This is a genomic window from Azotobacter bryophylli (assembly GCF_042643485.1).
Taxonomy (GTDB): Bacteria; Pseudomonadota; Gammaproteobacteria; order Pseudomonadales; family Pseudomonadaceae; genus Azotobacter; species Azotobacter bryophylli.
Window position 1 is genome coordinate 384,926 of the sequence record NZ_JBHRSJ010000034.1, and the last position, 17,325, is coordinate 402,250.

The window sequence follows — 17,325 nt, forward strand, 5'->3', positions numbered from 1 at the left end:
GAGAAGGCGGGAACGGGCCGCGCGCCGTCTACGGCTGCGGTTGCCGGGGGGGCGATGGCTGTTTAAGGTATATCACTACTCGCGGCCAACCTGCCGTTCCAGTCGAGATTTCCCCATGCGCCTGATCGCCCGCCTCCTCGTCGTTTGCCTGTCGCTGTTCTGCCTTCCACTGTTCGCCGAATCCCTCGGCGACCTCTATCAGGTGCGCGAGCCGGTTTCCAGTCAGCAGCCTGCGGAGCGCGACGCTGCCCTGCAGCGGGCTCTGGATACGCTGATCCTGAAGCTGACCGGCGATGCCAAGGCCGTGCAGAACCCTGCCTTGCAGGCCGTGCGCAACGATCCGCAACAACTGGTCCTCAAGTACGGTTATGAGGGCCAGACCCTGGTGGTCGACTTCGACCCGGCCACCACCCAGCGCTACCTGCGCCAGGCCGGTCTGCCGCTGTGGGGGGCCAGCCGGCCGACCCTGCTCGTCTGGTGGCTGAACGAGGCCGACGCCACCTCGCAACTGGTCGGGGATGGTCAGGATCTCGCGCAGCCGCTGCAGCAGGCTGCTGCGCATCGCGGCCTGCCGCTGCGCCTGCCGATGGCCGACCTCAACGAGCAGCTGGTCGCCACCCCGGAGAACCTGGCGGCCGGCAGCGCGCTGCAGGAGCCCTCGAAGCGTTACGGCGCCGACGCCGTGCTGGCGGTGTACGCCCGTCAGGCGGATGCTGGCTGGCAGGCGCAGTGGCGCCTGTCCATGGGCGATGCCCAGGAGCAGGGGACGGCTCAGGCGGCGGACGCCGCCGCCCTGGCCGATGCCGTGCTGCTGGCGGCGAGCGAGCGTCTGGCGCCGCGCTTCATCGCCAAGCCCGGTGCCACCGCGCGCCTGAATCTGGAGGTACAGGGCGCCGATCTGGCCCGCTATGCCCAGCTGGATCGCGTGCTCGAGCCCTTCTCCGCCCGTCTGCGTCTGGTCGACGGAGACCGTCTGATCTACCAGCTCGACTCCTCGCCCGAGCAGCTGCGCTCGCAACTGTCGCTGATCGGTCTGCAGGAGTCTCCGGCCGCGGCTGCCTCCGGCGCCGAAGGCGGGCAGCAGCCGTTGCTGCAGTCGCGCGATACGGCGCTGCATTACCACTGGTAAGGCGAGGCGCCGAGCGCGGATGCGTGACGCGGGCTGGCCACGGAATGGCAGGGAAAGCCGATGAGCATGCTGCATTGGGTGCCCAATCTCCTGACCGGCCTGCGCCTGCTGCTGGTCCTGCCGGTCGCCGCGCTGATCCTGCAGCAGTCCTACGGGGCGGCGCTGCTGCTGTTCGCCGTGGCCGGCGTGAGCGACGCGCTGGACGGCTTCCTGGCTCGCCGGTTCGCCTGCACCAGCCGCCTGGGGGCGCTGCTCGATCCGCTGGCGGACAAGCTGCTGCTGATCGTCAGCTACGTCTGCCTGAGTCTGGTGGCAATCCTGCCCTGGTGGCTGACCCTGGTCGTGCTCCTGCGCGATCTGGTGATCGTCTCCGGAGCCGTCGCCTATCGCCTGCTGGTGGAGCCGCCGGAGATCAGGCCGACGCTGCTCGGCAAACTGTCGACGCTGCTGCAGGTCGTCCTGATCGTCGAGCTGCTGTTGCAGGAAAGCCTGCTGCCGGCGGCGGCCGCCTGGGAGCGACCGCTGATTCTCCTGGTGCTGCTGGCGAGTCTGGCCAGCGGCGCCCACTACGTCCGGGTCTGGTCCGGGAAATACCGAAGCGCAGGGACACGACATGACTGATTCGCACCGCTGGCTCTGGCTGGCCGGACTGCTGCTCGCCGGGTGGCTGGTCTACCAGCTGACGCCGATCCTCTCGCCGTTCCTGGTCGGCATCCTGCTGGCCTATCTGGGCGATCCCCTGGTCGACCGGCTGGAGCGGTGGATGTCCCGCACCTGGGGCGTGGTGGTGGTGTTCACCCTGTTCGGCCTGCTGTTGCTGGTCGCCCTGCTGGTCCTGCTGCCGATGCTGGGCAAGCAGATGGTGCATCTCTACCAACTGGCGCCGCAGATCCTCGATTGGCTGCAGCAGCGGGCCCTGCCTTGGCTCCAGGTCAGGTTCGGGCTGTCCGAGAGCTTCTGGCAGATCGGGCACCTGAAGGCCCTGTTCACCGAGCACCTGGGCCAGACCACCGATATCGCCAGCCAACTGCTCAGCCGGGCCACGGCCTCCAGCCTGGCCCTGCTCGGCTGGCTGGGCAACTTGCTGCTGGTGCCGGTGGTGAGCTTCTATCTGCTGCGCGACTGGGACATCCTGGTCGCCAAGCTGCGCGCGCTGCTGCCGCGTCGACAGGAGGGCCTGGTGGTGAAGCTGGTCAGCGAGTGCCATGAGGTGCTCGGCGCCTTCCTGCGCGGGCAACTGCTGGTGATGCTGGCGCTCGGCGCGGTCTATGCGCTGGGGCTGATGCTGGTTGGGCTGGATCTCGGACTGCTGATCGGCGTGCTCGCCGGACTGGCCAGTATCGTGCCCTACATGGGCTTCGTGGTCGGGATCGGCGCCGCGCTGGTCGCCGCGCTGTTCCAGTTCGGCGGGGATCTCTACCCGTTGTTCGGCGTGGCGGCGGTGTTCACCGTGGGGCAATTGCTCGAAGGCATGCTACTGACGCCGCTCCTGGTCGGCGACCGGATCGGCCTGCACCCGGTGGCGGTGATATTCGCCGTCCTCGCCGGCGGCCAGCTGTTCGGCTTCACCGGGGTGCTGCTGGCCCTGCCGGTGGCGGCTGTGATCATGGTTTTGCTGCGCCATGTCAACGAGTTATATAAACTTTCCGACCTTTACGGCAAGGACTCGCCAACTGGCTGATTTTTAAGGGTTTTCTTCTTTTGCTTCTTTGCCGGTGTCGAAGAAGTGTCGAAGCCATCCAGCGGGTTGAATCTAACCGCGTCCTGCAAGTGAGACGGCGACAGGTGCGCATAGCGCATCGTCATGGTCAGTGAGGAGTGCCCGAGGATTTTCTGTAGGACCAGGATATTCCCGCCGTTTTGCATGAAGTGGCTTGCGAAGGTGTGCCGAAGCACATGGCTTGCCTGACCCCTTGGGAGCTGGATGCCCGAACGCTTGAGCGATAGACGGAAGGCGTGGATGCACGCCGTAAAGCGGCCATACTTGGCGAAGTGAGCCGCCAGCCGTTCCTCAAGAGACGCACTGATCGGCACAGTCCGAACCCTCTTTGACTTGGTGTTGACGAACGTGACCGTCTGGTCGCGTACCAGGTCGGGGGACAATCCTTCGGCTTCAGACCACCGGGCCCCGGTAGCCAAGCAAACCTCGGCCACCAGGCGCACGCTTTTCGACTTGCGAGCGTCCAGAGCCTTGAGGAGCTGGGGTATCTGATCGGCCAGCAAGTACGAGAGCGGCTGCTCCTGAAACTTCAGCGGCTTCAGGCGTGACAGCGGATTCACGTAATCGATATCGCCCAGGCGATACAGCTCATTGAAGACGGCCTTGAGGTACGACAGCCGATTGTTGATCGACTTCGGGGCGGAACCGGATTCCAATTCATTCCGGCGCAATTCGACAACAGCCGCCCCGGACAGCTTGGATGCAACCGGATCGCCCAGGCGGTCAGCGACCAACAGCAGGACATTGCGACGACGCTTGCCACTGGTAATGGCATGTCCATGCAGGTCATACCAGCGGTTCACCAGCTCCGAAACCTTCCGCTTGTCCTTGGGCTTGGGATTCCAGTCCTTGGGCTGGATGCAGTTGGCCCGACAGGTGGCCTCAAACCGTTGCGCCTCAGCCTTGGTCTTGAAAGTCTTGCGGAATCGACGGCCCTTCACCGGCTCTACATCGACTTTCCAGCGGCCGTCATCGGTTGCAGTGATCGCCATCAGACAGCACGCCCCCACCGCACAACGCGCTCTTCGAGGCGCTCCTTAATCTGCCGGTAGATATCGCGCTCAGTCATGTCCTTGGAGGCGTAATGCTCCTGGATGACTTGCCAGACCGGCAGCGTCTTGAGTGCCTCAAACCCCTTTTTTGCGCCCACACCCTGCCGTGCCAGGAGCGTGACAAGGTTTCCCATCATCAGGTCGACGTTCTTGCCAGAGAAGCCCTTGGCCGTCTTGTAGTAGCGACGGTATTCGGTTTCGTCCAGGAGGGAGTCCCGGCCCGTCTCGACTCGTACGTCATCCCGGAGCAGGGTCCACAGCGGATCATTGACGCCAGGACGGGACAGCAGACGGAAGTTGCCCAGGCCGTAGCGCCAGAGGCCGTCCAGGTGAGGCACTAGCGACGCATAGCAATCCGAGTTGATGAGTTCGCCGGACTGGATGGAGCAGCTACCGTCGGCGAATTGCTGGACCACCGAATGGTGGTAGCGCAGTTCGATCCGCCAGACGGGTTGATCCTCCTGATAGTTGGCCGGGTCGGTGTCGTCGAATGGATTGTTGGAGCGCTTCCAGACGCTTTGCCAGTAGTCGAGCTTATCGATAGTCCTGGCCTGTTCTGTCTTGTTATAGATCGCGAGCTGGCAGGCCCCGGCAGAGCCCCACAGAAACGATTGGCCGTAGCCGTAGACAGCAGCCTTGTCCGCCCACTCAAACGACGACACACCGTCGAAGCGACGTTGCGCAGTGGCCTTGCAATGCAGACGGGCGACCAGGTCTTCGGGAGGCGTCCAGCCTTGCAGATCGAGGGCGATATGCACGGCGCATTGACCGCGTTCAACATGCGTCATAGCAGCCGAGGCGAGGAAGTCTAGTTGCTCCTGGAGGCGCTGGGAGTCTTGCGCGTCGATAGCATGGGGAGAGACTTCGATCTTGAGGTGAGGCCCAATGACGTCGGGCTTCACGTTGAAGTTCTTGAACAGCAGGATAAGCCCTAGATCCGCATTCTGGAGCTTGTACTGGTAGCCGGAGTCGCGGCCTATGCGGCTGAAGTGGAAACGGTAGCCGGCGAAGTCCACCAGTCCAGGCTTGGCCTCAGCCAGGGCGAGCACATCGGGCCGCAGCAGCCCCCGGTAATGCTGGCGGACGGTATCCACACCGCAACGGAGCAGGCGAACGCCTGACAGGTCGGTGAACACGGCGCGCTTGTCGTCGAAAAACAACCGGCCCTTGGCATCCTCCCGGACTTCACCGTCTGGCCCCATGAATACCCGGACTTGATCGACTGCCTTTTTCATAAACAACCCTTATTGAGACGAAACGACACTCACTTAATTTCTTTTATTGACGTGCTACAGGGTCGTCCCAGGCGCCGGCCGTCCCTCGCTCTGAACCGAGCCGCTCAGTCCGGCCGGCGCCTGGGCGAATCCCTGCTCTTTTGAGGACGGCGAAACCCCGCAGAAGACGAGCGACTTCCAATCGCGGTGGGCGAGCTCCACGACACAGTTAGTCTTCACCTGGACGCGATAGCCCAAGAGGCGCAGGTCATCAGCCGTCTGGTGGAAATAGCGCCCGTCGGCATGGCGAAGCTCAAAGAGCACGACCTGTCGAGGCAATCCATCCTTAAGGCCAGTCAGCACGCCCTGCAGCGTGAAGGCGTAGCCGGCCAGCGGATGACCCTCTACGCGAGGGCTAGCAGGAGCCCCTTGACCAGGAGCCACAGGAACCCCAGCCACAGGACTAGACGAAGGACCAGGAACCCCAGCAGGCGCAGAAGACGCAGAACCGGACGAAGCACCAGACGCACCAGATTTAGCGGCAGCCTGAGGATCGAGGACAGTAACGGGGTCAGAAGAAAAAACATTGATAAGCAGGCCGGCCACAAGTGCCAAAAGACCAAGAACCTTAGGCGACAAAAACATGTTCTTACCGGCTTTAGTATCTTGGACTTTGCCGGTAGCGGTGGATTGGTAGACCCTGAAAGTGCTGGGCTTGATCTTTTTGATACTGACGATGGATGAGCCGTCCATAGGCGGCTTATTTTCCTGAGCATCGTGCATGGCCTCCTTATAGCGGCCCGGAATGCCAATGACGGCGAGATTGGAGTGGAGGTAAGCCTTTTCGCAGGTCAGCCGGATATCGTCGCGGATATAGCGAATGTTCGGCGTGGTCAGGACGACATCCCAGTTCCAATGGCGATGGCGGGTCCAGGCATCGAGCCAGCCCGTAGGACGGTCCGCCTTCTTGGCTTCCTCAATACCCCCCGGATAATCGAATTGCTCCAAGTCCTTCTCCTTCCAAGACTTGGGAAAAAGGATTTGCGTCTCGTCGAAGATCAAGAAAGCGCCGCGAGGCGCCCACATAAACCAACGACGCATCTTGTCCAGGTCGTCAGTGGACTCCATAGACAAGTTGATGACATCGAAGGATTCGAGCGCCGCATCCGATAGATCGGGAAACGCCTCAAGGACCGATTCCCGCGTAAAGCCGCGAACATTAGTAATAACGACACGACCCTCATTAATGGCCGGAATAGCGTCGTCCTGGATAGCGCCTGAAGTTTTGTAACTACCATTGGCACCATGATGAATCTTAATAGACATGTTTAGCGACCTATAAAGGGAACGAACTTCATGGCCCAGCGAGTAGGGACAGCGCTGAAAATAATGGTCAACGCTTCAGGCACGCCAAAGAATGCCAAAGCGTTTTGTATTTCCCCTGGAATAGTGCCGTAAGCCGATTGAACCTGAGCAGCAATACCAAGATCGACGAAAATATCCTGGACAACTTCATACGCTACATCGACCAAGAAGATAGACGTTTCGATATACGAGTAAATGGCGACCTTGGTCAGGAACACCATAGTCTCTTTAACAAAATCATAGATGCCGGACGCAATAAAATCCCAAGCCGCCTGAAAGAACTGGGAAACATTGACGAAGAAGTCAGAGATAAATGAAAGATCCATGTATCACCTATCACTCGCGAAAAATAATGTAAAAGGCAATCAACGTGGCGATAAAGATCAGCACCCACTTGAGGTACGCGAGTTGGCCAGCGTAGTCATCGAGGCACAAATCAAACGTAGTGCCAAACACAGGGGCGGATTTGCAAAACAGGCCGCCAGAACCACCCGCGGGAAGAGAGACAAGGGCCTTCGAAGAAACCAAGTCCTTGATCTGCACTAACTTGTCTTTGAACTCCTTCTTAGCATCGGCAATCTTCTGATCCCACTCGACCAGGGCATCGTCATAGTTGCCCTTCTTCGGCTCTTTGAGTTCACCGGAGGGTAACCCTTCGCCGGCCTTTTCTTCGTCGCTCTTGGTCGGATCGGTACAGCCCGTGCCGGTACAACTGGATGTGTCCGGCTTGGCCGACCCATCGGCATTGGTGCCGCCGGTTTTGGTCTCGGTGGTGGTCGTCGAGGTGCAATTGTTGATACCGACGCACGAGGTCTTCGCCGTGGTGGTGGTCGTGGTTTGGGTGGTGGAGCCGTCCGGGTTAGTAGCGGTCTGAGTCTTGGTCTGGACCACCTTGTCTTCCGACTGGGACTTGACGACCTCCGTACAGACCAGCTTGCCGTCCACCGTGCCGCAGGTGGAGTCGCCTGGCTGGGAGAAGGTGCTTTGGGTCGTGCAGACAGAGGCGCCGGTAGCGGGATCGGTGGTCGGCGAGCACGGCAGCTCTTCGCTCTTCACCTGGGGCGTGTCGTCGGCCGTCGCCGGGTCGCCGGCGATAGGCGAGGACGTGGTGGTCTGCTCGCCCGTGATGGTCGCCGTCCCCGTGCAGACGCCATATCCGTCCGTGGTGTTGCGGCAGGTAATGACGCCACCGAACGTAGCTAGGCAACCATTGATATCGACCTGATCGGGCGGGCTGGCCGAAAGTTGCGTCTTGACGTAATAGGTCGTCGAGGCGCCTTTAGCCTGCTGGCAAAGATTCTCAGGAGGCGCATCGCAAACGCCCGTTGCGACGTTATAAGTAGAGTCTGATGGACACGAATCCCCAGCACGAGAAATAGATATATAAGTCGCACTATACGGGCCGCCCGTACAAACACCGGTTGTAGCAGACGTCAGCTTATAGCCAACATTATCGATAGCGGGAAAAATCTTGGCCATGGCGCGAGTACACAAATTAGCAGGCGAAGGGTCCTGCAAAGACGCGCCGTACCAATAATAATCCGTCGCCCAAACAGACGAGCCATATATACAGAACAGGAGGACTAAGAACAGCCGAATACGGAGCACCTGAAACCCCACATATAAAAAGGGGCCTTGCGGCCCCAGGGTTAGAGATATTCGGCGGCCCTGAATCCTTGAATCATGGCGCCGGCCATGAGAACGCCGAGTAGCAGCGACCAGATCACCGCTTAGATTTTGCGAACGATGGCGATGATGATGCCGATAGCGACCAGGGCAGCGACTGCGGCGATAACAGCCTGGCCCACAGTAACTCCGGCACCCTGAGCAGAACCAATGGCAGTGACAGCGGCAGTAGGATCGATATCCGCTGCGAACGCAGGTGCAGCGAAAGTGGCACCAGTGAAAGCAGCAATGCAGGTATTACGGAAGGAAGTACGGAAGTTCATATAGATCACCTTATGCGCAATTTGCGCAGTTGAGACACAACAACCCCAATCCCAAAGCCGATGGCAAACAACGACAAAGTGCCGGTGAAGCCAACGCCAAAGAGATTGGGAGAAAAGCCGCCTTGTATCAGCAGGTCGATTTGACCTTCCGCCTCAGGCGGCAATAAGTACGCCTGGGTCCACGTCCAGGACGAACAAGACGCGGTGCCATCGGTATTGGTTATCCAACTGGCACAGACTTGAACAAAACTAGCCATGGGGAACTTCCCGGCTCACACACTGAGCAAGCGTCTTGGCGAGCGCATCGCCAAAGACACTTTCGAACATTGGGGACAACTCCTGGACTTGCCAGATGGACAAGAGCGTTCCAAAAGCAATCCCCACCACGAAGGGAAAGGACCAACTCCAGAGCAGTTCGATTAAATAGCGAATGACTTTCCTCATGGTTGGTTTTCTCTTAGAAAGCCAGGCCATCAGCGAAACCCCACATATAACCGCCCGCCATTGCTAGTGCAGAAATAAAGAAGTATCGATACATCGGTTTTCCTCCTTTCAGGCAAAGCAATGGCGTTGCCGCAACTAAGCAGCTCGGTTAGTTGTTAGGGTTTATTGGGGTTTAGTTTGATCGACAGGCCGAGTTTGTTGCGGATTGGCCGCAGTAGTCGGGCGGGTCGGTTGGTCCTGGATAACTTTGGTCAGGACTTGGGTATTGGTGGTTCGGCCGAAGCGGTTGGTCATCGGGCGAACGTCTGCTTCGAACTTGCAGACAATCGGGCCGCGACTCAGATCGATTTGTTCCAGGACAGAGGCATCAGCCGCGTATTCGGTGATTTCATAGCCACGACCGTTGCCGGTAGCACCTTGCGGAATGGGCGCGAGAGCTTGCACGGAGGCGCGAATTTCTCCGGTATCTTTGGCGGCATACCAGTCGGTTTTGATAACGAACAGGGTGGTGGTGGAGGTAGCAGAAGGGATTGCGAACATGTGGTAGTTCCTTTTCGTCTATGTTTGAGCGTTTGTCTTGGCGCTGGTTTAAGTTCCGTTGGGCGACCCCTTACGGGGCGGGCTCTACTCGCTTCGCTCACCGAGCCAAACTGATAAGAAAACGAGACGTTTCCTTATCACTTTGTCTCGGCCCTACCGGGTAACGATCCCTGTCGCTCTTGTCCGTCCCGGACGCTAAGAGCAAGAGCGCTCCCTCCTCCTCGGGCTCTGGGGCGGGGTTTCCCTATCCCTGCCCCTTTGCCGTCTCTTCGATACGCGTGGGACCGTAGCCGTAAGCGAGCCCCAGGCAAGGGTCCGCTACGCCGCTGCGCGCCCTTGCCTGGGTCACGCTTCCGGCTCCTTTGGTCCCGCGATCGACGACGACGGCGACGGGGCGGGGATAGGGAGTTCGGAGGTGCCAACAGGGAAGTCAGGGCAACCAGCCTGAAGCCACGAAGCCAGGACAGCACCACCGAGGGTCCAGAGGTCCACGCCACGGCGGAAGGCTTCATCCGTCATGGCTTGTTTAACGCTGGACTTGGTGTGCACATACCAGCGGACTTCTTTGTCCTTGAGTTGGTCGGCGGGCTTGCGGGGCGGAATCATCGATTTAACCTCCAAAGTTGCCAAAGACAAAAAAAGACAGGGGCCGAAAAAGTAAGAACGACCAAAAAAGTAATAAGGTCATTCATAACTAAGTTCTGACTGCACATAACTAAGCCTCCACTGCACTATTTATCTTTCCTAAAAAGAGCGGAAAACACGTCATGAACAAAGGATAAAATTTGATATACGCAAAAGGTCCAGGCCGCAGCATGAAGAAAGAGCAGGAAGTATCGCGTCAGTTCATCCATAACTAAGTTCTCGCTGCACTGGCCTTTCCATCGGAATAAATGGCGCGGGCTTTTTCCCCGGATCTACAACTTGCCAATACTTAGGCGGACGAATTGCTGGAGAATGTTTCTCGCAAAAAGTGCATGGCTGGCAGAGCCAGCGGCCATTTTCCTTGTAAGGGCGCCCAGGGGGCCGGCAGTCGGGACACGGCGACGGGTTGAATAATTGCGGCTCCATTCTTGCGGTGAAGCACACAGAGCAGCCGCAGTCCATGGCGTGCGGCAGGTGCAGGTACTGGCTCGGGATCATCGACAGGCACCTCCAGGGCGAAGCTCTGTTGAAGGCGAACAACCAACTCAGAATTGATGGAGCGGCGTGACGCCTTAGCAGACTTCTCTACCCGAGCCCGGAGAACTGGCGGCATGCGGAGCTTGAATTGCGGATCAGTGCGACTCATGCGGTCCACTCCTGTTCCAGAAGCCAGTTACGCAGAAGGGCGCTGTTCACCATCCGGCGCTTTCCGAGCTTCACCGAGGGCAAAACGCCTTTCATGGCCCAGGCCCGTGCGGTGTCGTAAGTGAGGCCGTTGCGCTCGGCGAAGGATTCAATGGTCTCGACATCCCGTTGGGGGATGACCAGTTTTGAGGCGTCCAGCTCTTCCAGTCCCATGCTCATTCCGTCACTATTCATGCCAATAACCGCCTTTCTATATGGCCACCCAAAAGGAGTGGCTAGTGCAGAAAGGAGGTGCAAATATTGAACTTTCACGGTCAGAATACCAGATCAAAAGCAGAGTTCAACTATTGAACCGGGTAAGACTAGACCAAAATGGAATCAATACAGGACAGAGCTATAGCCCTTATTTATAAGGCGGGGCTCGATGACCTAGTGAGACAGTCGGAAATAAACTGGAGCCGGTGGAAAAACCTGCGCCATAAAAAAGCGCGTATCAGTACTGAAGAAATCGAAGTGCTGGTGAAAATTTATCCACGCTATGCCTTATGGCTGGCAAGCGGTCAGATCGCTCCAGAGTGTGGCCAAACCAGCCCCGAATACGACGAAGCGCGCTCGGCCTTGCCGAGTCAAAACGCGGGATAACTCTGACCAAGAAGGCAGCAGAGCGGTGGTTCGCGCGAAAGGAGCCGACTGAGAGATGAGATGGAAAGAAGTACTACTAGTGGTAATGCTTGCCGCAGCCGGAGCAGCCCAAGCAGAACCTAGCCAAGCAGAAAGAGATGCGGCACTCAAAAAGCTACTTGAAGGCCATAAGCAACCAGAGAGCCCATGGTTAAAGTCAGCCTCTGAACTAGCCGTAAAAGATCCCCGAATGGCTGCATGGGCATCGTGGAAATGCAGACAAGCCCAATACAAGCTAGACCACGAAACACCAACACCAGAAGCATTAGATCGCCTATATGAGCACTGCTGGATAAAGCAGTGACCCAAAAGGGATGTCGAAAAAGTGTCGAAAACATAGCAACGAATTGCCCCGGATCGAAACGGTAAATCAGAGCAAACCCTTGAAATTGCACGATTCGACACGGTATGACACCCCATAACGAAGGATATAAACTTTCAGCTCTTTATGGAGATTCCAGCGACGGTTCCGCGGAGCCGCCCGGTCGAGCATGAAACCCATTCAACTGCCCCTCGGGGTGCGTCTGCGCGACGACGCCACCTTCGCCAATTACTATCCCGGCGCCAATGCGGCGGCGCTCGGCTATGTTGAGCGCCTGTGCGAGCCGGATGCCGGCTGGACGGAGAGCCTGATCTACCTGTGGGGCGCCGAGGGGGTCGGGCGCAGCCATCTGCTGCAGGCAGCCTGCCTGCGGTTCGGCGAGCGCCGCGAACTGGCGATCTACCTGCCGCTGATTGAGGTGGCGGACTACGGTCCGGCGCTGCTGGACAACCTGGAGCAGAGCGAGCTGGTCTGCCTCGACGATCTGGAAGCCATCGCCGGGCGCCCGGAATGGGAGGAGGCGCTGTTCCACCTGTTCAACCGGCTGCGCGACGCCGGCAAGCGTCTGCTGCTGTCGGCCGCGGTGCCGCCCCGCGAGCTGAAGATAAGGCTGCCTGACCTGAAGTCGCGCCTGACCCTGGCCCTGGTCTTCCAGATGCAGGGACTGTCCGACGAGGACAAGCTGCGCGCCCTGCAACTGCGTGCCTCGCGCCGCGGCCTGCACCTGACCGACGAGGTCGGGCGTTTCATCCTCACCCGCGGCTCGCGCAGCATGTCAGCGCTGTTCGACCTGCTCGACCAGCTGGACCAGGCCTCTCTGCAGGCCCAGCGCAAGCTGACCATCCCCTTCCTCAAGGAAACCCTCGGCTGGTAGGAAGCCGGATGGCCGGTCGCCCGACACCCGCCATCCGGCTTCCGGCCGGGGAGGCTCGTTCGCGTAGGGCGATCGAGCCGGTATCCCCCTACACTTCGCCGGCCAGCCGGCGGTCGTACTGGAAGCGCCAGCGGGTATAGAGCATGGCGGCGCAGAACAGCGTCAGGCTGAGCACGATCTCGGCCCAGCCGAGGAGGGCGCGGTTCGGCTCGAAGGCGGCGAGCACGCCGAGGATGAAGTAGAAGTTGACCACGTAGCAGGCCCAGGCGTGGCCGCGGGCGCTGCCCAGGACGAGGCCGGGGGCGACGATCAGCAGGGGCAGCAGCTTGAAGCAGAGCACCAGCCAGGGCACCCAGCTCGCCGCGCCATGGGCGTCGGCGAACAACAGGTCCCAGACCAGGATGAACAGCACCAGGGCGACGAAGCTGGCGAGGGTGATGGTGCGGCTGGCCTTCAGGCGCGGGGCCAGCCATTCCAGCGGGGGCAGGGGTTTCTTCTTTCTAGCCACGGTTCGGCTCCAGGCGTCGCGCGGTCTGGGCCAGACGCAGACCCAGGGCGCGGCAGAGGGTGGTTTCGTGCTCGTCGAGCGGGCGCTTGCCGTCGCTGCCTGCATGGTGGCTGGCGCCGTAGGGGGTACCGCCGCCATGGGTCTCGAGCAGCGCCGCTTCGCTGTAGGGCAGGCCGCAGACCAGCATGCCGTGGTGCAGCAGCGGCAGCAGCATCGACAGCAGGGTCGCCTCCTGGCCGCCGTGCAGGCTGGCGGTGGAGGTGAACACGGCGGCCGGCTTGCCGACCAGCTCGCCGGTCAGCCACAGGCTGCTGGTGCCGTCGAGGAAGTACTTCAGCGGGGCGGCCATGTTGCCGAAACGGGTTGGGCTGCCGAGCGCCAGTCCGGCGCAGTGGCGCAGGTCGTCCAGGCTGGCGTAGAGCGCGCCCTCGGCGGGAATCTCCGGGGCCACCGCGGCGCACTCCGCCGATACCTCGGGAACCGTGCGCAGGCGTGCTTCGAGGCCGCCCAGCTCGACGCCGCGGGCGATCTGGCGGGCCATTTCGGCGGTGGCGCCGTGGCGGCTGTAGTACAGCACCAGGATGTAGGGGGAATTCACGGCAGGATCTCCAGGACCTTCTCCGGCGGACGGCCGATCACCGCCTTGTCTCCGTTGATCAGGATCGGCCGCTCGATCAGGCGGGGGTGGGCGACCATGGCCTCGATCAGCTGGTCTTCGCTCAGCGCGGGGGCGGCCAGACCGAGGGTTTGGTATTCCTCCTCACCGGTCCGCAGCAATTGGCGGGCGGAGATGCCGAGCTTGCCGAGCAGCTCCTTCAGTTCGGCCGCGCTGGGCGGGGTTTCCAGATAGCGCCGCACGTTCGGCTGCAGGCCGCGGGCTTCGAGCAGCTCCAGCGCGCCGCGGGATTTCGAGCAGCGGGGATTGTGATAGAGCGTCAGATCGGTCATGAGCGGATCGCATCCTGGGGGAAGAGGTCGCTATTCTAACCACCCCGGCGCAGAGGGGAACCTCGCGCCCGATCCCGAGGAGAGGTCATGCACCAACGTTTCGCCGATGCCGTGGATTTCTGGCGTTTCCTGTTCGAGCGGTTTCTCGCCGACCGGGGGCTGAACAGTGCGGCCGCGCTGACCTACACGACGCTGTTCGCGGTCGTCCCGATGATGACCGTGACCTTCGTGATGCTCTCGGCCATTCCGGCCTTCCAGGGCGTGGGCGAGCAGATCCAGGGCTTCATCTTCCGCCACTTCGTGCCGTCCACCGGCTCGGTGCTGCAGGGCTACCTGAAGATCTTCAGCGAGCAGGCCCGGCAGCTGACCTGGGTCGGCGTCGCGCTGCTGATCGTCACCGCCCTGATGATGCTGCTGACCATCGAGAAGACCTTCAACGCCATCTGGCGCGTGCGCCAGCCGCGCCGCGGGGTGTCCGGCTTCCTGCTCTACTGGGCGATCCTCAGCCTGGGGCCGCTGTTGGTGGGAGCGGGCTTCGCCGTGAGCACCTACGTCACCTCCCTGATGCTGCTGGTCGGGCCCTATGCGCTGGTCGGGGCCTGGCTGCTGAACGTCATGCCGCTGCTGTCCAGCATGGCGGCCTTCACCCTGCTCTATGCGGCGGTGCCCAACACCCGGGTTCCGCTGCGCCATGCGCTGCTCGGCGGGCTGTTCAGCGCCGTGCTGTTCGAGGCGGCGAAAGCCCTGTTCGGTCTCTACGTCAGCCTGTTTCCCGGCTATCAGTTGATCTACGGGGCCTTCGCCACCGTGCCGTTGTTCCTGCTGTGGATCTATCTGACCTGGATCATCGTGCTGTTCGGCGCCGAGCTGGTGTGCAATCTGTCGGCTTCCCGGCACTGGCGGCGCAACCCGCTGCCGCGCCTGCTGGCGCTGCTGGGGGTGCTGCGGGTATTCCACTCGCGCCAGCAGGCCGGCCGGGCGGTGCGTCGGCTCGACGTGGAGCAGGGCGGCTGGCTGCTGCCCGACCACGTGTGGGACGAGATCCTCGATTTTCTCGAACGGGAGCGGCTGATCTGCCGCACCAGCGGCGACAACTGGGTGCTCTGCCGCGATCTGGCGCATTACAGCCTGGATCTGCTGCTGAGTCGTTCGCCCTGGCCGCTGCCGCGCCCCGACCAGTTGCCGTCGACCCTCGACGAGCCCTGGTTCCCGGCCCTGCGCTCCGCCCTGGTCCGTTTCCAGCAGCAGCGCGAAGCCCTGTTCGGCGATGCCCTCGGGCAATGGCTGCAGGGCGATTCGTCGCCCCAGCCGGTCGTCGAGCCGGCGCAGGCCGGCCAGCGGCTTTCAGGCTGAGACGCGATGCGACTGCTCGGCGGCCTGAACGAACAGGTTTTCCACTTGCATGGCCTGCGGCGTGATCGCCGAGCGCAGGCATACCTGCATCTCGCCGATCCTTTGCTGCACGGGCAGCCGGGCCACGCCGGACAGCAGCACCCGGCCGCTGCCGTCGACCTTGCCGTGGTCGACCGTCGTTTCCCGCAGTCGCTCGCCGTCGCGATAGCTCACCAGCAGGGATACCGGCAGATCGATCAGTCCGGGCAGGCGCAACCAGGCGGCGATCTCGTATTCGGCGGTCCGGCCCTCGTGGGGAGAATTCAGTAGCGAGGCGGATTCGACGATCTGGGGAGAAACGGTGCCGATCAGTTGATCGTTGGCCTGTAGCATGTGCGGGGATCCTGTGGCTGCTCATCGAGCGGCGATTGTAGAGGCAGCCGCGGGTCGATACCGTGCGGGGACGCTGCCGGGCGGGTTGATCCCGCTCGCATTACGGCAAGAAATGACCAGAAACGTCAGTATCTTTGCCTTCCGGGCTCCGGCCGGCCGTCGGGGCTTGCCATGGGCGGGGCGAGCGCGAATCAGAATTTCCAGAGTGAGGGAGCGGGGGAGCGTCATGGGAAAACGGATGGGTGTCGTTCTGGGGCTGGCCGCGGTACTCCTGCTGAGCGCCTGCGGCCAGCGGGACTGGGGCGTCGACCAGCATGGCCGGCCGCTGGCGGAGCAGCTGCAGGGCAAATGGCTGGTGATCAATTACTGGGCCGAATGGTGCGGACCCTGTCGCCGCGAGATTCCCCAGCTGAATGCCCTGGACGAGCAGCTGCGCGCCGACGGCGTGCGCGTCGTCGGCGTGAACTTCGACGGTTTGCAGGGCGCGGAGCTGGCCAGGGCCAGCGAAGCCATGGGGATCCGCTTCAGCGTGCTGGCGACGGACCCGGCGTCGCGGTTGAAGTTACCGACCAGCGCGGCGTTGCCGGTCACCTACATCGTCGACGCCGAGGGCAGAGTGCGCGAGCGCCTGGTGGGCGAGCAGACGGCGGCTGGGCTGGATTCCCGCCTGAAGGCATTGCGAGGAGATTCCTGAAATGGCTCGGATAGGCGTGCGGGCGCTGGTCAGCGGCAGGGTCCAGGGCGTCGGTTACCGGCAGCGCACGGCGGACCGGGCCGAGCGCCTGGGGTTGGCCGGCTGGGTGCGCAACCTGGGCGACGGGCGGGTCGAGGCCTGGATCGAGGGCGAGGAGGCGGCGGTGCGCGAGCTGGCCGACTGGCTGTGGTCCGGACCGGAGCACGCCAGGGTCGAGGCCGTGGCGCTGGAGGAGGGGGCGGTGCAGGGCTTCGCCGATTTCATGGTGCGGCGCTGACCGATGGCCGGGGCTACGGCTTGACGTACCAGAAGTCGTACCAGAGGCCGATCACCTTGCTCGGATAGCGGCTCTGCCCCAGGCTGCCGTTGTAGCGGGCGAGCGCGCGGCCGAGATCGCCGCTTTCCTTCTTCAGGTAATAGCTGAGGATGGTGCAGCCGTAGCGCAGGTTGGTGGCGTTGTCGGTGAGGTTGTCCTGCGGCCGGCCGAGTTCGGCCTTCCAGAAGGGCATCACCTGCATCATGCCCTGGGCGCCGACCGAGGAGATGGCGAAACGGTCGAACAGGCTCTCCGCGTGGATCACCGCCATCACCAGGTCCGGGCGCAGGCCGGCCTTGCTCGCCTCGCGATGGACCAGCCTGAGCAGCCCCAAGCGCTCCTGGTGATCCGGCAGGAAGCGCTCGAGGCGGGTCGACATGTCGAGCAGCCAGACTTCCGCCTCGAAGCGGTCCTGGAAGCTATCCGCCTCGGCCACCGTGCGCTGCAGCAGGGCGCGCAGCTCGGGCTCCGGCTCCTGGGGCAGGTTGGCCGCCGCCGGCAGCGCCGTCCCCAGCAGGCAGAGCAGGGCGAGGCAGTGACGCAGTGCCATGAAC

At 61.7% G+C, this 17,325-nt stretch carries 25 protein-coding genes and 1 pseudogene; 9 read left to right on the top strand and 17 right to left on the bottom strand.

From position 1 onward, the window contains the following. Window positions 1–115 precede the first annotated feature (115 nt). The 3 genes from ACFOJE_RS17850 to ACFOJE_RS17860 are packed head-to-tail and all read left to right on the top strand — an operon-like array spanning window position 116 to window position 2,810. Window positions 116–1,129, top strand: a complete 1,014-nt coding sequence (locus ACFOJE_RS17850; protein WP_377816034.1) for a DUF2066 domain-containing protein — start codon at window positions 116–118, stop codon at window positions 1,127–1,129. A 60-nt stretch (window positions 1,130–1,189) separates the two neighbouring features. Further along, a complete protein-coding gene (locus tag ACFOJE_RS17855) occupies window positions 1,190–1,750 on the top strand; it encodes a CDP-alcohol phosphatidyltransferase family protein (RefSeq protein WP_377816035.1) in 561 nt (186 codons plus the stop codon). Continuing rightward, window positions 1,743–2,810 (top strand): AI-2E family transporter, encoded by a 1,068-nt coding sequence (locus ACFOJE_RS17860; protein WP_377816036.1) that lies wholly within the window; start codon window positions 1,743–1,745, stop codon window positions 2,808–2,810. Before ACFOJE_RS17855 ends, ACFOJE_RS17860 begins: the two co-directional genes overlap by 8 nt. Here the strand turns inward: ACFOJE_RS17860 and ACFOJE_RS17865 are convergent. The 12 genes and pseudogenes from ACFOJE_RS17865 to ACFOJE_RS17920 form a co-directional block, all read right to left on the bottom strand. Beyond that, on the bottom strand, window positions 2,783–3,841 hold the full coding sequence (locus tag ACFOJE_RS17865; RefSeq protein WP_377816037.1) for a phage integrase: 1,059 nt from the start codon (window positions 3,839–3,841) through the stop codon (window positions 2,783–2,785). The genes ACFOJE_RS17860 and ACFOJE_RS17865 overlap by 28 nt on opposite strands. After that, entirely contained in the window at window positions 3,841–5,136 is a 1,296-nt protein-coding gene (locus ACFOJE_RS17870) for a hypothetical protein (protein WP_377816038.1), read from the bottom strand. Before ACFOJE_RS17870 ends, ACFOJE_RS17865 begins: the two co-directional genes overlap by 1 nt. Window positions 5,137–5,190: 54 nt before the next feature. Then, window positions 5,191–6,441: a zonular occludens toxin domain-containing protein gene (locus ACFOJE_RS17875; protein WP_377816039.1), complete on the bottom strand. Its 1,251-nt coding sequence runs from the start codon at window positions 6,439–6,441 to the stop codon at window positions 5,191–5,193. 2 nt (window positions 6,442–6,443) lie between these two features. Continuing rightward, window positions 6,444–6,806 (bottom strand): DUF2523 family protein, encoded by a 363-nt coding sequence (locus tag ACFOJE_RS17880; protein WP_377816040.1) that lies wholly within the window; start codon window positions 6,804–6,806, stop codon window positions 6,444–6,446. Window positions 6,807–6,816: 10 nt separating this feature from the next. After that, window positions 6,817–7,959 (bottom strand): hypothetical protein, encoded by a 1,143-nt coding sequence (locus ACFOJE_RS17885; RefSeq protein WP_377816041.1) that lies wholly within the window; start codon window positions 7,957–7,959, stop codon window positions 6,817–6,819. Window positions 7,960–8,210: 251 nt separating this feature from the next. Continuing rightward, on the bottom strand, window positions 8,211–8,429 hold the full coding sequence (locus ACFOJE_RS17890; protein WP_377816043.1) for a major capsid protein: 219 nt from the start codon (window positions 8,427–8,429) through the stop codon (window positions 8,211–8,213). Window positions 8,430–8,434: 5 nt separating this feature from the next. Continuing rightward, on the bottom strand, window positions 8,435–8,686 hold the full coding sequence (locus tag ACFOJE_RS17895; protein ID WP_377816044.1) for a hypothetical protein: 252 nt from the start codon (window positions 8,684–8,686) through the stop codon (window positions 8,435–8,437). Between the two features lie 349 nt (window positions 8,687–9,035). Beyond that, window positions 9,036–9,413, bottom strand: a complete 378-nt coding sequence (locus tag ACFOJE_RS17900; protein WP_377816046.1) for a DNA-binding protein — start codon at window positions 9,411–9,413, stop codon at window positions 9,036–9,038. Between the two features lie 345 nt (window positions 9,414–9,758). Further along, window positions 9,759–10,019 carry a hypothetical protein gene (locus ACFOJE_RS17905; RefSeq protein WP_377816047.1) on the bottom strand — a complete coding sequence of 87 codons (261 nt, stop codon included), beginning with the start codon at window positions 10,017–10,019 and terminating at the stop codon, window positions 9,759–9,761. Window positions 10,020–10,259: 240 nt separating this feature from the next. Then, window positions 10,260–10,556 carry a lysogeny maintenance protein PflM gene (gene pflM / locus ACFOJE_RS17910; protein WP_377816335.1) on the bottom strand — a complete coding sequence of 99 codons (297 nt, stop codon included), beginning with the start codon at window positions 10,554–10,556 and terminating at the stop codon, window positions 10,260–10,262. Between the two features lie 55 nt (window positions 10,557–10,611). Then, a pseudogene (locus tag ACFOJE_RS17915) lies at window positions 10,612–10,704 on the bottom strand (Arc family DNA-binding protein); the annotation flags it as partial. Next, window positions 10,701–10,916 (bottom strand): DNA-binding protein, encoded by a 216-nt coding sequence (locus ACFOJE_RS17920; RefSeq protein WP_377816048.1) that lies wholly within the window; start codon window positions 10,914–10,916, stop codon window positions 10,701–10,703. The pseudogene ACFOJE_RS17915 and the gene ACFOJE_RS17920, both read right to left, overlap by 4 nt. 159 nt (window positions 10,917–11,075) lie before the next feature. On the opposite strand from ACFOJE_RS17920, the gene ACFOJE_RS17925 reads away from it, so the two are divergent. The 3 genes from ACFOJE_RS17925 to hda all read left to right on the top strand — a co-directional run bounded on the left by ACFOJE_RS17925 (window position 11,076) and on the right by hda (window position 12,580). After that, window positions 11,076–11,345 (top strand): hypothetical protein, encoded by a 270-nt coding sequence (locus ACFOJE_RS17925; RefSeq protein WP_377816049.1) that lies wholly within the window; start codon window positions 11,076–11,078, stop codon window positions 11,343–11,345. A gap of 55 nt (window positions 11,346–11,400) precedes the next feature. Then, window positions 11,401–11,688 (top strand): hypothetical protein, encoded by a 288-nt coding sequence (locus tag ACFOJE_RS17930; RefSeq protein ID WP_377816050.1) that lies wholly within the window; start codon window positions 11,401–11,403, stop codon window positions 11,686–11,688. A 187-nt stretch (window positions 11,689–11,875) separates the two neighbouring features. After that, window positions 11,876–12,580 (top strand): DnaA regulatory inactivator Hda, encoded by a 705-nt coding sequence (gene hda, locus ACFOJE_RS17935; RefSeq protein WP_377816051.1) that lies wholly within the window; start codon window positions 11,876–11,878, stop codon window positions 12,578–12,580. 88 nt (window positions 12,581–12,668) lie between these two features. On the opposite strand, the gene ACFOJE_RS17940 is transcribed toward hda, so the two are convergent. The 3 genes from ACFOJE_RS17940 to arsC are packed head-to-tail and all read right to left on the bottom strand — an operon-like array spanning window position 12,669 to window position 14,036. Then, complete coding sequence (locus tag ACFOJE_RS17940) at window positions 12,669–13,088, bottom strand: DUF2069 domain-containing protein (protein ID WP_377816052.1); 420 nt, start codon at window positions 13,086–13,088, stop codon at window positions 12,669–12,671. After that, window positions 13,081–13,686: an NAD(P)H:quinone oxidoreductase gene (gene wrbA / locus ACFOJE_RS17945; protein WP_377816053.1), complete on the bottom strand. Its 606-nt coding sequence runs from the start codon at window positions 13,684–13,686 to the stop codon at window positions 13,081–13,083. The genes ACFOJE_RS17940 and wrbA overlap by 8 nt, the downstream gene beginning before the upstream one ends. Beyond that, complete coding sequence (gene arsC, locus ACFOJE_RS17950; protein WP_377816054.1) at window positions 13,683–14,036, bottom strand: arsenate reductase (glutaredoxin); 354 nt, start codon at window positions 14,034–14,036, stop codon at window positions 13,683–13,685. The genes wrbA and arsC overlap by 4 nt, the downstream gene beginning before the upstream one ends. 87 nt (window positions 14,037–14,123) lie before the next feature. On the opposite strand from arsC, the gene ACFOJE_RS17955 reads away from it, so the two are divergent. Beyond that, window positions 14,124–15,389 (top strand): YihY family inner membrane protein, encoded by a 1,266-nt coding sequence (locus tag ACFOJE_RS17955; protein ID WP_377816055.1) that lies wholly within the window; start codon window positions 14,124–14,126, stop codon window positions 15,387–15,389. Here ACFOJE_RS17955 and ACFOJE_RS17960 read toward each other — a convergent pair. Further along, complete coding sequence (locus ACFOJE_RS17960) at window positions 15,381–15,761, bottom strand: hypothetical protein (protein WP_377816056.1); 381 nt, start codon at window positions 15,759–15,761, stop codon at window positions 15,381–15,383. The genes ACFOJE_RS17955 and ACFOJE_RS17960 overlap by 9 nt on opposite strands. A gap of 226 nt (window positions 15,762–15,987) precedes the next feature. On the opposite strand from ACFOJE_RS17960, the gene ACFOJE_RS17965 reads away from it, so the two are divergent. Both ACFOJE_RS17965 and ACFOJE_RS17970 read left to right on the top strand, forming a co-directional pair. Continuing rightward, complete coding sequence (locus tag ACFOJE_RS17965) at window positions 15,988–16,455, top strand: TlpA disulfide reductase family protein (protein WP_377816057.1); 468 nt, start codon at window positions 15,988–15,990, stop codon at window positions 16,453–16,455. A 1-nt stretch (window position 16,456) separates the two neighbouring features. Beyond that, entirely contained in the window at window positions 16,457–16,732 is a 276-nt protein-coding gene (locus ACFOJE_RS17970) for an acylphosphatase (protein ID WP_377816058.1), read from the top strand. Between the two features lie 13 nt (window positions 16,733–16,745). Here the strand turns inward: ACFOJE_RS17970 and ACFOJE_RS17975 are convergent, their stop codons facing one another. Then, window positions 16,746–17,321, bottom strand: a complete 576-nt coding sequence (locus ACFOJE_RS17975) for a transglycosylase SLT domain-containing protein (protein WP_377816059.1) — start codon at window positions 17,319–17,321, stop codon at window positions 16,746–16,748. Between the last annotated feature and the right edge of the window lie 4 nt (window positions 17,322–17,325).

What these genes read in the sequence shown, in the direction of transcription:
- ACFOJE_RS17850 (WP_377816034.1), top strand. Translation starts at nt 116, where the DNA reads ATGCGCCTGATCGCCCGCCTCCTCGTCGTTTGCCTGTCGCTGTTCTGC.
- ACFOJE_RS17855 (WP_377816035.1), top strand. Translation starts at nt 1,190, where the DNA reads ATGAGCATGCTGCATTGGGTGCCCAATCTCCTGACCGGCCTGCGCCTG.
- ACFOJE_RS17860 (WP_377816036.1), top strand. Translation starts at nt 1,743, where the DNA reads ATGACTGATTCGCACCGCTGGCTCTGGCTGGCCGGACTGCTGCTCGCC.
- ACFOJE_RS17865 (WP_377816037.1), bottom strand. Translation starts at nt 3,841, where the DNA reads ATGGCGATCACTGCAACCGATGACGGCCGCTGGAAAGTCGATGTAGAG.
- ACFOJE_RS17870 (WP_377816038.1), bottom strand. Translation starts at nt 5,136, where the DNA reads ATGAAAAAGGCAGTCGATCAAGTCCGGGTATTCATGGGGCCAGACGGT.
- ACFOJE_RS17875 (WP_377816039.1), bottom strand. Translation starts at nt 6,441, where the DNA reads ATGTCTATTAAGATTCATCATGGTGCCAATGGTAGTTACAAAACTTCA.
- ACFOJE_RS17880 (WP_377816040.1), bottom strand. Translation starts at nt 6,806, where the DNA reads ATGGATCTTTCATTTATCTCTGACTTCTTCGTCAATGTTTCCCAGTTC.
- ACFOJE_RS17885 (WP_377816041.1), bottom strand. Translation starts at nt 7,959, where the DNA reads ATGGCCAAGATTTTTCCCGCTATCGATAATGTTGGCTATAAGCTGACG.
- ACFOJE_RS17890 (WP_377816043.1), bottom strand. Translation starts at nt 8,429, where the DNA reads ATGAACTTCCGTACTTCCTTCCGTAATACCTGCATTGCTGCTTTCACT.
- ACFOJE_RS17895 (WP_377816044.1), bottom strand. Translation starts at nt 8,686, where the DNA reads ATGGCTAGTTTTGTTCAAGTCTGTGCCAGTTGGATAACCAATACCGAT.
- ACFOJE_RS17900 (WP_377816046.1), bottom strand. Translation starts at nt 9,413, where the DNA reads ATGTTCGCAATCCCTTCTGCTACCTCCACCACCACCCTGTTCGTTATC.
- ACFOJE_RS17905 (WP_377816047.1), bottom strand. Translation starts at nt 10,019, where the DNA reads ATGATTCCGCCCCGCAAGCCCGCCGACCAACTCAAGGACAAAGAAGTC.
- pflM (WP_377816335.1), bottom strand. Translation starts at nt 10,556, where the DNA reads ATGATCCCGAGCCAGTACCTGCACCTGCCGCACGCCATGGACTGCGGC.
- ACFOJE_RS17920 (WP_377816048.1), bottom strand. Translation starts at nt 10,916, where the DNA reads ATGGGACTGGAAGAGCTGGACGCCTCAAAACTGGTCATCCCCCAACGG.
- ACFOJE_RS17925 (WP_377816049.1), top strand. Translation starts at nt 11,076, where the DNA reads ATGGAATCAATACAGGACAGAGCTATAGCCCTTATTTATAAGGCGGGG.
- ACFOJE_RS17930 (WP_377816050.1), top strand. Translation starts at nt 11,401, where the DNA reads ATGAGATGGAAAGAAGTACTACTAGTGGTAATGCTTGCCGCAGCCGGA.
- hda (WP_377816051.1), top strand. Translation starts at nt 11,876, where the DNA reads ATGAAACCCATTCAACTGCCCCTCGGGGTGCGTCTGCGCGACGACGCC.
- arsC (WP_377816054.1), bottom strand. Translation starts at nt 14,036, where the DNA reads ATGACCGATCTGACGCTCTATCACAATCCCCGCTGCTCGAAATCCCGC.
- ACFOJE_RS17955 (WP_377816055.1), top strand. Translation starts at nt 14,124, where the DNA reads ATGCACCAACGTTTCGCCGATGCCGTGGATTTCTGGCGTTTCCTGTTC.
- ACFOJE_RS17960 (WP_377816056.1), bottom strand. Translation starts at nt 15,761, where the DNA reads ATGCTACAGGCCAACGATCAACTGATCGGCACCGTTTCTCCCCAGATC.
- ACFOJE_RS17965 (WP_377816057.1), top strand. Translation starts at nt 15,988, where the DNA reads ATGGGAAAACGGATGGGTGTCGTTCTGGGGCTGGCCGCGGTACTCCTG.
- ACFOJE_RS17970 (WP_377816058.1), top strand. Translation starts at nt 16,457, where the DNA reads ATGGCTCGGATAGGCGTGCGGGCGCTGGTCAGCGGCAGGGTCCAGGGC.
- ACFOJE_RS17975 (WP_377816059.1), bottom strand. Translation starts at nt 17,321, where the DNA reads ATGGCACTGCGTCACTGCCTCGCCCTGCTCTGCCTGCTGGGGACGGCG.